The organism is Pseudomonas sp. H3_E07 (genome assembly GCF_054668895.1).
In genome coordinates this window covers 1,019,106-1,031,293 of record NZ_CP162795.1, presented here as the reverse complement: position 1 = coordinate 1,031,293, position 12,188 = coordinate 1,019,106, and the positions used below count along the sequence as shown (strand labels likewise).

Here is a 12,188-nt window from a genome sequence, read left to right as displayed (position 1 = left end):
GTCGACAGCAGCCTCGATAAATCTGTTATCAGGCTGCTGTCTGGTTTGCGCCCAAGGTGCTCAATCTTGGCGAAAGGTCGACGCCAGCCGCTCCTGCGCATGGGTGAAACCAGAGCGTTTGATGCCAGTTACTTCTTTCTCCCAAAGCGGATTAACAGCAACGTGATAGCCGCTGTCTTTGGCTGTTGTTATCAGTTCCGCCATTTCCTTGCTGTTGTTGATGATGCTGACCTCGTCAAAGCGCCCAAGCTTTGTGGGTAGAAAGAAGGTTGCCGGGTAGTTGGCGGCGACTTCCGTCGCGGGGCTACCGGAGTCCGCATTGTGGTGTACCACCCGCTCTCCATTGCCGACCAAACGGTGATTGATCAGCTCAATCATTTGCTTTATCCGTGGCGTGGCATTGCCCAGATCGGGGTCTTCCTTTTGATAGAAGTGTGCGGCGCTTTCATAGTCTGCGCGTAACGCTTGCGGCACTTGAAAGGTGCTGGGGTCAGGTCGTTGCTGCCTGTAGCGATCGATTCGGTGAGTGAAAACACTGTGCGCTATGTCGGGCACCGGGATTCTGTCCTGTGGGCCAAAATCGCTGAGGTGGGGCGCGACCATGTGCAGGTCATAATCGGCCGTCAGTGCCTTGCCTCCTTCGCGTTTTGCCAGCACTTCAATGGGTTTGCCTTCGTGGAAGATCAGATAGCTATCTTCTGAGGGCGATGTGCGTTTGCCTTCGAATGCATACATCTGCTGGCTGGGGCCTTGGGCACTGAAACGCAGCGTGTCGCTGTGTGTCTTTGTTGTCAGGTCGGTGATCTGGCCGAGTTTCATCAGTTCGCCGAGGCGGTGGCTCGAAATACTCAGAGGCACTGCGACGGCATGTCCATCGCGGATGCACTCCTGGATTTGTTCGTTGGCGCGAGTCACTTTTGCGGGCGCGTCCTCCTTGAGTTTTTCAAGCTTGCTGAACGCTTGGTTCGTACAGATCAGGCCAGCCTGCGGTCCCCAGTTGGCACTTTTTCCCTTGATGTGAAAATCCTTGGTGGGGTGGCCGGCCTCTATCAACCCGGTAGCCACGGTTTCTACGGGACGTACACCGATGATGGAGTTGGTATCCACCGCGATATTTTGCAAGGGCGCAAGATGGCTCGGCACTATTCCGGTCTGCCCCCTGACGCGTTCAAGTGCGAGATTTACCGAGTTGTTCGTCTCTTGGGCGATGCCAGTCGACCGACTGGCTTGAGCGCTCAGTACTACGTGCAGGCTGAGTGCGGAAGGTGAAATAGCAGGGGAGATGATGTCTCTCATTGAATGTCTCCAAGTCATGTTTCATCGGCATGTTGGATGATCCCTTCCAGACCCGAGCATTCCCTCGATTGCAGGGCAGACACTAGAGCCATTTTTTAGGGGCGGGGCGAAAAAAGTATGTCTGGCTGTACGGCGCCGAATCGACGAAAGACGGTGCAAGTCTCGAATGCCGGGGGTTACAGCGCTGCTGGTAGTGCGCGTTCCATGACATTATCGGAAGGGGCCTACAGTTGATTGCTTGCCGCCGCGTGTCATTGCTGTAGGAGACTGTCGCAGCACATTAGTTAATTGGGAGGCGCATATGACCGTGCGTGCAGTGGTTTTTGATTTCGGCGGGGTTCTGTTCGATTGGAGCCCGCAGCACCTTTACCGCACGCTGATTGCCGATGATGGCGAACGGCAGTGGTTTCTCGAGAATATCTGTACCCAGGCGTGGAACACCGAGCAGGATGCCGGTCGCTCCCTGACCGAAGGCACCCGCAGCCTGATCGAGCAACACCCGCATCATGAACGCCTGATCCAAGCCTATTACGATCGCTGGCACGAAATGCTGCGTGGCCCGTTGACGGAAGGCGTGGCGATCCTCGAGGCGCTGCACCAGGCCGATATGCCGCTGTTCGGGCTCACCAACTGGTCGGCTGAGACCTTCCCGTATGCGCGGGCCAACTACCCCTTCCTCCAATTTTTTCGCGATATCGTGGTGTCCGGCGAGTTGAAACTCATCAAGCCTGACGCAGCGATCTACGACGCCAGCCTCAGCCAGGTACGGGCCCACCTGCCAGATATCCAGGCGGCGGAAGTGGTGTTTATCGATGATGTTGCCGGCAACATCGAAGCAGCCATCGCCCTCGGTTGGCGGGGGATTCATCATGTGTCCGCCGAGCGCACTGCCGCTCAATTGCGAGAATGGGGCGTGGGCTTTTAGCGCGCCCATTTTTCCATGGCGAAATCCACGAAGGCGCGCAGCTTGGGCAGCCGATAACGGTCCTGGCCGTAGAGCAGATGCATGGGGCGGCTGGGGAGTCGATAGGTGGTGAGCAAGGCCACCAGCTTGCCGCTCTCCAGATCCGGCTGCACCAGGGCATCGGCCAGCATGATGATGCCCATGCCGTTGACGGCCGCCTGGCGTAGGCCTTGCGAGCTGTTGATGGTCAAAGAGCCGGATACTGGAACCTCCACCTCGCCGCTCTCGCCGGTCATGCGCCACAGTTTGTCGGCGTCGCGCCAGTTGTCACTCGCCGGGTAGGCGAACGCCAGGCAGTCGTGGTGCTGCAGGTCATCGGGGGTCTGAGGTGTACCACGTCGCGCCAGGTAATCAGGTGACGCGCAGAGGGTGAGGGTGTAGGCCTGCATTGGCCTGGCGATCAGACTGGATGTTTCCAGTTCGCCAAGGCGAATCGCCGCGTCGAAGCCGCTGTCGACCAAGTCCATCCGCTCATTGCTCAGTACCACGTACAGATTGATCAATGGGTAGCGTCGGGAAAATTCGCTCAAGGCCGGTGTAAGGCGTTCGGTGCCGAACACGGGGGGCGCGGTGATGCGCAGGGTGCCTTTGGGGACATCACTGTGGGCTTGCTCGGCAAGCTGTTCGGAGTCGGCTACCAGCCCCAGTACTTCCAGGCAACGCTGGTAATACTGGCCACCAAATTCAGTGAGACTTTGTTTGCGTGTGGTGCGTTTGAGCAGGCTGACGCCCAGCCGCTGCTCCAGCGCACGTAGGTGGTTGCCGACCATGGTGGTAGACATCCCGCAGGCTTGGGCTGCCGCCGTCATGCTGCCGGTCTCGACCACTTTCACGTACACCGACATTGCCTGGAACAGATCCATTATCAAGCCCTGGTTTAAAGTCATTGCAGGAATGCGCAGTTTATCCAGCTCAGGTGGCTAACGATACTGCAGTCATCACTACGATGCACTGGAGCCCGCACCATGACCGCCGCCTGCCTGATGACCACTTATCAACCCTTGGCCCTGAGCTTTACCCGCGGCTTGGGTACGCGCCTATGGGACCAGCAAGGTCGCGAATACCTGGATGCGGTGGCCGGTGTGGCGGTGACCAATGTCGGCCATTCGCACCCCAGGCTGGTGGCGGCTATCAGCGAGCAGGCGGGCTTGCTGTTGCACACGTCCAATCTTTACAGCATCGACTGGCAACAACGGCTGGCCCAGCGCCTCACTCAGTTGTCAGGCCTGGATCGCGCGTTCTTCAATAATTCCGGCGCCGAGGCCAACGAAACCGCGCTTAAGCTGGCGCGCCTGCATGGCTGGAAAAAGGGCATTGAAGCGCCGTTGGTGGTGGTGATGGAGAACGCCTTTCATGGCCGAACCCTCGGCACCCTGGCCGCGAGCGATGGCCCCTCGGTCCGCCTGGGCTTCCAACAGTTACCGGGGGATTTTCTCAAGGTACGCTTTGGTGATCTGGCGGCACTGGAAGCGATCACCAAGGCATTTGGTCCGCGCATCACCGCGGTGCTGCTGGAACCGATCCAGGGTGAAAGTGGTGTGCTGCCGGCACCGTCGGGTTACCTGCAAGCCTTGCGCGATCACTGCACACGCCAGGGCTGGCTGATGATGCTTGACGAGATCCAGACCGGCATCGGCCGCACCGGCACCTGGTTCGCCTTCCAGCATGAAGGCATCGTCCCGGACGTGATGACCCTGGCCAAAGGCCTGGGCAATGGCGTGCCGATCGGCGCGTGCCTGGCTCGGGCCGCGGTGGCCCAATTGTTTACACCGGGCAGTCATGGCAGCACGTTTGGCGGCAACCCGCTGGCGTGTCGGGTCGGATGCACCGTGCTGGACATCATCGAAGAGCAAGGCTTGCTGCAGAACGCAGCACAACAGGGCGAACGCTTGTTGGCCCGGTTACGCGTGGAATTGAATGAGCATGCGCAGGTCGTGGCGATTCGTGGCCAGGGGCTGATGATCGGTATCGAGTTGGCCAGCCCCTGCCGGGACCTGGCTCAGCGCGCCGCCCAGGAGCACGGGTTGCTGATCAACGTCACGCGGGGCAAGATCATTCGCCTGTTGCCGCCGCTGACCCTGGATACTCAGGAGGTCGAGATGATCGTGCGGGCCATTACCCGGTTACTGGCGTAGGGCCGTTAAGCCACTCCTGGTTCAGGGTCTCGGTATCGCCCAGGTACTCCAGCAGCCAAGTCATGGCCGGGGACAGCTTGTTCTGTGCCCACGCCACGCAAGACGGGCTGGCCGGAAACGGCCGGCTCAATTGCAGCGCCACCAGCTCACCGCGTTCGATCCACGGCAACACCTGATGCGCCGGCGCCATGCCTACACACAGACCGTCGCGCAAGCAATCGATCGCGGATGCCCAATTCGGCACCACCAGCCGACGCTGGTTATCCAGTGTCCAGGTGTCACGCTTGGGTAGGTTGCGCGAGGTGTCGGTCATGCACAGGGAGGCAAAGGGACGCAGCTGATCGTCGCTCAATAATCCTTCGACGCTGGCCAGCGGGTGTCGCGCGCTGACCACGCACAGCCAATTCAACAAACCCATATCGCGGAAGGTGAAGTGGCTGGCCACCGGCACCGCGCTGGTCGCGCCGATCACAATGTCGGTGCGTTCATCTGCCAGGGCATCCCACACGCCGTTGTACACTTCGTACTCCAGCAGCAACTCGACCTCGGGAAACTGTCGATAGAAGTCCAGCACCAGCTGCCGACAGCGTTGGGGTTTGACGATGGAGTCCACCGCGACCTTCAACTGGCCACTCCAGCCATTGGCGACCTGCTGGCACAGGCGCCGGGTGCCGAGCATTTTCTTCATCACGCCACGGGCTTCGTCGATAAACAGGCGGCCGGCGGGCGTCAGTTCCACGTCCCGGTGGCGTCGCACGAACAAGGGCACCGCTAGCCACTCTTCCAGCTGGCGCACGGTATAGCTGACGGCCGACGGCACTCGATGCAGTTCCTGAGCTGCGGCGCTGAAGCTGCCATGGCGTGCCACGGCGTCAACCACATCCAGGGAATATTCGGACCACATGCTGACTGCCTTCAAATTTATTGATAAGAGTGTCCAATTATTATCGCTTCACAGAGAATCTGTCAGCTTCATAATGGGCGCCAGTCAGCAAATAGTTTGATGGCAGAATGAACAAGGCTTCAATGAAAAACTCTTTTGGCTTCACTTGGTATCTGGCGGGACTGAGCATGCTCGGTTACCTCGCCATGGACATGTACTTGCCGGCATTTGGTGCCATGGGCGAGCAGTTGCAGATTGGCGCTGGCGCAGTAGGTGCCAGCTTGAGTATTTTCCTCGCCGGCTTTGCGGTGGGGCAGCTGTTGTGGGGGCCGTTGTCCGACCGCTTGGGGCGAAAGCCCATCCTGCTCGCCGGCCTGAGCCTGTTTGTGTTGGGCTGCGCGGGGATGTTCTGGGTCGAGACCGCGCCGCAATTGCTGGCGCTGCGCTTTATCCAGGCGATTGGTGTGTGTTCCGCCGCCGTGAGTTGGCAGGCACTGGTGATTGATCGCTACCCGGCCGACAAGGCCCATCGCGTGTTCGCCAGCATCATGCCGCTGATGTCGTTGTCGCCAGCGCTGGCGCCGCTGTTGGGCGCGATGGTGCTGAATCACTTCGGTTGGCAGGCGATCTTCGGCGTGTTGCTGGGGGTGTCGGTGCTGTTGCTGCTGCCGACCGTATTCCTGCGTGGCATGCCGAAACGCCCGACGGAGGGGCGCGAGCCGGTGCGCCTCGGTTATGGACAGTTGCTCACGTCCCGCGTATTTACGGGGAATGTGATGATTTTTGCCGCCTGCTCGGCCAGCTTCTTCGCCTGGCTGACGGCGTCGCCCTTCATCCTCGGCGGCATGGGCTACAGCCCGAATGATATTGGCCTGAGTTACGTATTGCCTACGTTGGCGTTCCTGGTCGGTGGCTACAGTTGCCGCAGCGCCTTGCAGCGCTTCCAGGGCAAGACGCTGTTGCCCTGGTTGCTGCTGGCGTACTGCATCAGCATGGTGGCGCTGTACCTGGTCGCCACCTTGACGGTGCCAACCCTCACCACCTTGTTGATTCCGTTCTGCCTGATGGCGCTGTGCAACGGTGCCAGTTACCCCATCGTGGTGGCGAATGCGCTGATGCCGTTTTCGGAAAATTCCGGCAAGGCGGCGGCATTGCAAAACACCCTGCAACTGGGCCTATGTTTTCTCAGCAGCCTGGTGGTGTCGTCGATGCTTGACCAGCCGCTGCTGATTACCGCGATCGTGATGCTGGCGACCGCGCCGCTGGCCGTGCTGGGCTACTGGCTGGCGCGGCCGAAAGCCGACAATTCAGTCCTGGCACCGAATCTGAAGTAACTACGCGGTCAAAACTGTGGGGGCTGGCTTGCCTGCAATAGCATCGGCTCGGTGTACCTGACACACCCAATCGCCCGCATCGCAGGCAAGCCAGCTCCCACGGTTTGATCGGGCTTCTTCAGTTAGAACGTCACTTCCAGGTTCACCGTCGGCGTCGATGTGCGGCTACCCCGGCCGCCATCCACGCCAAACTTGTTATGCCAATACTCGTAACCCACCCCAAGGTACAGGTTCGGCTTGACGCTTTTGCCCGGTCGCACCGCCACCATTAGCGCGGTGCGCATCAGGGCCTCCGGCGCGGTGTCGCGGCCGTGGTAGTCCTCGCCTTTTTCCCCGACGTAATTGATAAACCCCTGGAATTTCGCCGCATGGTTGGCGATTTCGAATGGGCGCATCCACGTCAAGTTGAGCAGGTAAGTGTCGTCGAAGGTGTGGTTCGACTCCTGCGCGCCGGGGATGCCGGTGTGGTTCCTTTCCTTGTAGTACATCAGGCTCAGGTCGAGTACGCCGACAGTGTTGAACTTCAACGTCGGGCCGATCACCAGCGCGCGTTTTTTGGCTGAGGCGAAGTTGTTGTTGCGGTTGGCGTCAAAACCCAGCGTCAGCGCGTAGTCCTTGACCAGGCCGGTGCCGAGCGGCACATCGAATACCCGCGACGCATACAGCTGGTGGCGGTACACCGCATACACCTCACTCCCGCCATGATCGGTGCCCTTGCGCGGGTCGCGGCTGTCGGACAGAAACACATCGAGGTTGAGGAAATTGCTGCCGTACTGGTAGCCGCTTGCGTGAGTGAAGCTGTAGATGCGCTTGCTGAATTCGTCGGGGTTATTCGGATTGGTGAACTGCTGGCCGTAGCGAAATCCTACGCTGTTGTTCATCCACTCTACTGCGACGGCCTCCCCGCCGCCGAGAAGGGTAAGCGCGACGGTGGCGCCCTGTAGTGCCTTTTTCATTGTTATGGGTCCTTTGGCGTTCTGGCTCATCACGGTCGGATTGTTTTTGTAACGCCGTTGGAGGGTAACTTGTCTGATTGATTGTATACAACTCTATGGACATCCACTCCAAACATTGCATACAGTGGCCGCACAACAAAAACAGAGAACCCCTCACCATGACTATCCCGAAGGCGTCACCGCAGCGGCCAGAAGATGAGAATCTCGGCGTCGCCGCCAACATGGCTTACGGTCTGCAACATGTACTCACGATGTACGGCGGAATCGTTGCGGTCCCCCTGATTGTCGGCCAGGCGGCCGGGTTGTCCCCGGCGGATATCGGCCTGCTGATCGCTGCGTCGCTGTTTGCCGGCGGCCTGGCCACGCTGCTGCAGACCTTGGGTCTACCGTTTTTTGGCTGTCAATTGCCGCTGGTGCAGGGCGTGTCGTTTGCCGGCGTGGCAACCATGGTGGCGATTGTCGGCAGTGATGGCGCCGGCGGTGTGCCGGCGATTCTTGGGGCGGTGATGGCCGCGTCGTTTATCGGGTTATTGATAACCCCCGTTTTTTCACGGATCACCAAGTTTTTCCCGCCGTTGGTCACTGGCATTGTGATCACGACCATCGGCCTGACCCTGATGCCCGTTGCGGCGCGCTGGGCCATGGGCGGCAACAGTCGCGCGGCGGATTTCGGCAGCATGTCCAACATCGGCCTTGCGGCGTTGACCCTGGTGCTGGTGTTGCTGCTGAGCAAAATCGGCAGCGCAACCATCTCGCGCTTGTCGATCCTGCTGGCGATGGTTATCGGCACGGTGATTGCGGTGTTCCTTGGCATGGCCGACTTCTCCGGCGTGACTCAGGGGCCGATGTTCGGTTTCCCAGCGCCATTCCATTTCGGCATGCCAACCTTCCACGTTGCTGCGATCATCTCCATGTGCATCGTGGTGATGGTGACCCTGGTCGAGACCTCGGCGGACATCCTGGCGGTGGGCGAGATCATCGACACCAAGGTCGATTCCAAACGCCTGGGTAACGGCCTGCGCGCCGATATGCTGTCGAGCATGTTTGCACCGATCTTCGGTTCGTTTACCCAGAGTGCGTTCGCCCAGAACGTCGGGCTGGTGGCGGTTACCGGGGTCAAGAGCCGCTTTGTGGTGGCCACCGGTGGGCTGTTTCTGGTGATTCTTGGGCTGCTGCCCTTCATGGGCAGGGTGATCGCGGCGGTGCCGACCTCCGTGTTGGGCGGTGCCGGGATAGTGCTGTTCGGCACCGTGGCGGCCAGTGGTATCCGCACGCTGTCGAAGGTGGATTACCGCAACAACATGAACTTGATTATCGTGGCCACTTCCATCGGTTTTGGCATGATCCCAATTGCGGCACCGAGCTTCTATGATCACTTCCCGAGCTGGTTCGCGACCATTTTCCATTCGGGTATCAGCTCGTCGGCGATCATGGCGATCCTGTTGAACCTGGCGTTCAACCACTTCACCGCCGGTAATTCGGACCAGCAGTCAGTGTTTGTGGCGGGAACCGAGCGCAGTCTGTGCTTCCGAGATGTGTCGGAACTGCGTGATGGGGATTACTTCAAGGGCGGCAAGTTGTTTGATGCCGAAGGGAGAGAGATTCCGTTGGTGGCGGATGTGTCGAGGAAAGCGCACAAGGCAGAGACCACCGAGGTCTGACGCCGAACAGGGGCGCAGTGTGGGAGCTGACTTGCCTGCGATAGCAAGGGCGAATTCACCGCCGTCATCGCAGACAAGCCAGCTCCCATATTGGAAACTATCCGGCCTTGTGTTCTTTGTAATGCACAGAACACACCTCATCCAGAAACTTCACCACGGTGCCCATGCACGCCTGGCGCTCCTCCACATGGGGCATGTGGCTGGAGTCTTCAAACAGTGCCCAGCGCACATCGGCGATTTCATCCAGGAACGGTTTGACCACCCGTGGCGTGGCTTCGTCGTGTCGGCCGGAGATCACCAGCGTGGGCACGTTAATCGCCGACAGACGGCCAATGGAAGTCCAGTCTTTCAAGCTGCCTATCACGTGGAATTCGGTCGGGCCGCTCATGGCGTGGTACACCGTCGGGTCTGAATCGACCGCGGCGAACGTGCGCGCCACTTCCTCCGGCCACGGGATGACTCGGCACACGTGCTGGTCATAAAACACCCTTGAGGCGGCGAGGTATTCCGGGTCCAGGTAAGTGCCGGTGGCCTCGTGCTTGAGCAGGGTTTCATGCACACCTTCCGGCAACAATTTGCGCAGTCGGTTGGCTTCGCTGACCCAAGTGCGCATGCAGGTCGGCGAGTTGGCCGGGATGAACGCGCGCAAGCCCTTGGGCTGCAGGATCGCGTGTTCACTGCCGAGCATGCCGCCCCAGGATTGGCCGAGAATCGCGTAGTTATCGCTGATCTGCAGGTGGTCCAGCAGGTTGTTGAGTTCTTCGAGGAACAGGCCCACGGTCCAGAAGGACGGATCTTTTTCGGGTAGATGAGTAGAGCGGCCGTTGCCCAACTGGTCGTAGTGGATCACGGCGTGGCCGCTGGCGGCGACGTCCTTGAACGCGTCAACGTAATCATGGGTGCAACCGGGGCCGCCGTGGATAACCACCAGGGGAGTGCGACCGCTCGACAAGTCACCGGTGACGCGGTACCAGGTCTGGTAGGCGCCAAACGCCGCATACCCTTCGCGGATTTTTTCGATGAATTCCATTTCGTACCCTGCTCTGAAAAAAGGCTCAGGGACACGATAATGCGTGGGCGAAATTTAAGTAACTAGCAAAACAGCTAGGTTTTGCCGGTGGTCAGTCGTCTAGCAGGCGGTAATGGGTGGCGCGCACCACCGCCTGCACGCGGTTCTTGGCCCCCAGCTTGTGCATCGCCGAGGCCAGGTGCAAGGTGACCACCGCCAGAGAGCGGCTCAATTGCGTGGCGATTTCGGCAGCGGTCAGGCCATCGGCGGCCCATTTGAGGCACTCGCGTTCGCGTTTGGTCAGGTGGATATGCGGATAAGTGCGCAGTTCCTTGCTAAACAGCGGGTAGGCTGCTTCCTGCAAGGCATGGGAAATCAGGCTGAAATCCGACAAGGTCTGCTGCACATCCTGCAGCACGCTGCGGGCCTTGCCCGTTCGTAGTCCGGTCAGCGACGCGAAGCCGCCCCGAGGCAGGTGGATCGGTACGCTGACGCCGCAGGTCAATTCCTGGTCGTGCAAGTAGGACGACACCGGCGCATGGCAGGGATCGATGATCTTTTGCAGCGGGGTATCGACCTTGACGTCGTAGGACCATACGAACGGTGACACCGTACTCAGGGCCAGATGTTGCACCGGGTCGATCTGGTAGAACCCTTCGCTGCACCACAAGGCGTGCCAGTCGGGCGGCGTATTGCGCAGTGCGAGCACCGAGGGTGTGATCAATGCGCCATCCTGATCGATCGGCACGGGGGTGTAGTCATACACCAATGCATCGAAGCCCAGTTGCTGGGCGAGGATAAACGTATTGTCCATCTGCTCATCCAGGCTCCTGCCCGGCATCAGACGGTGATTTAACGCAGTCAGCTTGGCCAGCATCCGTTCTGCTCCCGAATTCATTTGAATCTCGACTTGCTGCAAGTAGAATGCCACGCCCCGGCGAAGGACTGCCAGGCTAAACCTATAAGAAATACTAGGTTATGGCCGCACGACATCCTAGGTAGTGTTGGTCTGATCAACGGCCGCTGCCTGCCAGCCCGACACTAGACAAGGAATGTATGCATGTGGCGTGAAATTGCCCCCGACCAGCAGTACAACGTGCAAGTCGACGGCCATAACCTCGTGGTTTACAGCTTTGGCGAAGGCGATGAGGTGCTGTTGTGCCTCAACGGCGGGCCAGGCTTGCCGTGTGACTACTTGCGAGACGCCCATGGCTGGCTCAAAGACCATAACCTGCGAGTGGTTGCATTCGACCAGCTTGGCACGGGCGCATCAGCCAGGCCCACCGACGTTTCTCTGTGGGAAATCCGCCGTTATGTCGAAGAAGTCGAAACCGTGCGCCAGGCCCTGGATCTCGGTCGCGTGCACCTGCTCGGGCATTCCTGGGGCGGCTGGCTCGGTATCGAATATGCCATCCATTATCCCGACGCGCTGAACAGCCTGATCCTGGAAAATACCGTTGGCGACATTCCGCACCTGTCCCAAGAGCTGGAACGCCTGCGCGGCGCCCTTGGCAGCGAGACGGTAGCCATGATGCAACGCCACGAAGCCATGGGCACCCTGGACCACCCGCAGTACCAGGCCGCGATCACCTTGCTCAACTATCGTCACGTGTGCCGCCTGGACGAGTGGCCCGCACCGGTCAAACGCTCCCTTGACGACTGGAACATGGGCCCCTACGAAACCATGCAAGGCCCCAACGAATTCCTCTACATCGGCAACCTCAAGGACTGGAACCGCATCCCTGAGATGGCCGATTTCAAGATGCCGATCCTGATCACCACCGGCCAGCATGACGAACTCACCCCAGCCTGCGCCATGCGCATGAAACTGGCGGCCCGACACGCCGAACTGCACGTGTTCCCCAACAGCAGCCATATGCCTTTCTATGAGGAGCCCCATGCGTATTTTCCGGTGTTGCTGGACTTCCTTGCGCGTCATCGGGGCTGACG

11 protein-coding genes are annotated in these 12,188 nt (G+C 59.7%); 5 read left to right on the top strand and 6 right to left on the bottom strand.

What is annotated here, in order from left to right:
• Positions 1-60: 60 nt before the first annotated feature.
• A complete protein-coding gene (locus AB4O08_RS04655; protein ID WP_010211997.1) occupies positions 61-1,296 on the bottom strand; it encodes an anthrax toxin-like adenylyl cyclase domain-containing protein in 1,236 nt (411 codons plus the stop codon).
• Between the two features lie 301 nt (positions 1,297-1,597).
• Between AB4O08_RS04655 and AB4O08_RS04650 the strand changes: the two genes are divergently transcribed.
• Positions 1,598-2,221: an HAD family hydrolase gene (locus AB4O08_RS04650; RefSeq protein ID WP_010211995.1), complete on the top strand. Its 624-nt coding sequence runs from the start codon at positions 1,598-1,600 to the stop codon at positions 2,219-2,221.
• Here the strand turns inward: AB4O08_RS04650 and AB4O08_RS04645 are convergent.
• Positions 2,218-3,123 carry a LysR family transcriptional regulator gene (locus AB4O08_RS04645; RefSeq protein ID WP_010211994.1) on the bottom strand — a complete coding sequence of 302 codons (906 nt, stop codon included), beginning with the start codon at positions 3,121-3,123 and terminating at the stop codon, positions 2,218-2,220. The two genes, AB4O08_RS04650 and AB4O08_RS04645, sit on opposite strands and share 4 nt — an antisense overlap.
• A gap of 102 nt (positions 3,124-3,225) precedes the next feature.
• On the opposite strand from AB4O08_RS04645, the gene AB4O08_RS04640 reads away from it, so the two are divergent.
• Positions 3,226-4,395 (top strand): aspartate aminotransferase family protein, encoded by a 1,170-nt coding sequence (locus tag AB4O08_RS04640; protein WP_010211993.1) that lies wholly within the window; start codon positions 3,226-3,228, stop codon positions 4,393-4,395.
• On the opposite strand, the gene punR is transcribed toward AB4O08_RS04640, so the two are convergent.
• The gene (gene punR, locus AB4O08_RS04635; protein WP_010211992.1) at positions 4,376-5,299 is read right to left on the bottom strand and encodes a DNA-binding transcriptional activator PunR; all 924 of its coding nucleotides are present in this window, start codon (positions 5,297-5,299) and stop codon (positions 4,376-4,378) included. The two genes, AB4O08_RS04640 and punR, sit on opposite strands and share 20 nt — an antisense overlap.
• Positions 5,300-5,421: 122 nt before the next feature.
• Between punR and punC the strand changes: the two genes are divergently transcribed.
• The gene (gene punC, locus AB4O08_RS04630) at positions 5,422-6,612 is read left to right on the top strand and encodes a purine nucleoside transporter PunC (RefSeq protein WP_010211991.1); all 1,191 of its coding nucleotides are present in this window, start codon (positions 5,422-5,424) and stop codon (positions 6,610-6,612) included.
• A 122-nt stretch (positions 6,613-6,734) separates the two neighbouring features.
• On the opposite strand, the gene AB4O08_RS04625 is transcribed toward punC, so the two are convergent.
• Positions 6,735-7,568: a hypothetical protein gene (locus tag AB4O08_RS04625; RefSeq protein WP_010211988.1), complete on the bottom strand. Its 834-nt coding sequence runs from the start codon at positions 7,566-7,568 to the stop codon at positions 6,735-6,737.
• Between the two features lie 158 nt (positions 7,569-7,726).
• Here AB4O08_RS04625 and AB4O08_RS04620 point away from each other — a divergent pair, with 158 nt between their 5' ends.
• Entirely contained in the window at positions 7,727-9,229 is a 1,503-nt protein-coding gene (locus tag AB4O08_RS04620) for a nucleobase:cation symporter-2 family protein (protein ID WP_010211987.1), read from the top strand.
• A 97-nt stretch (positions 9,230-9,326) separates the two neighbouring features.
• On the opposite strand, the gene AB4O08_RS04615 is transcribed toward AB4O08_RS04620, so the two are convergent.
• Positions 9,327-10,259, bottom strand: coding sequence for a proline iminopeptidase-family hydrolase (locus tag AB4O08_RS04615; protein ID WP_010211986.1), 933 nt, complete (start codon positions 10,257-10,259; stop codon positions 9,327-9,329).
• Between the two features lie 91 nt (positions 10,260-10,350).
• Entirely contained in the window at positions 10,351-11,115 is a 765-nt protein-coding gene (locus AB4O08_RS04610) for a LuxR family transcriptional regulator (protein ID WP_010211985.1), read from the bottom strand.
• A gap of 183 nt (positions 11,116-11,298) precedes the next feature.
• On the opposite strand from AB4O08_RS04610, the gene AB4O08_RS04605 reads away from it, so the two are divergent.
• Positions 11,299-12,186, top strand: coding sequence for a proline iminopeptidase-family hydrolase (locus AB4O08_RS04605; RefSeq protein WP_305437116.1), 888 nt, complete (start codon positions 11,299-11,301; stop codon positions 12,184-12,186).
• Positions 12,187-12,188 lie beyond the last annotated feature (2 nt).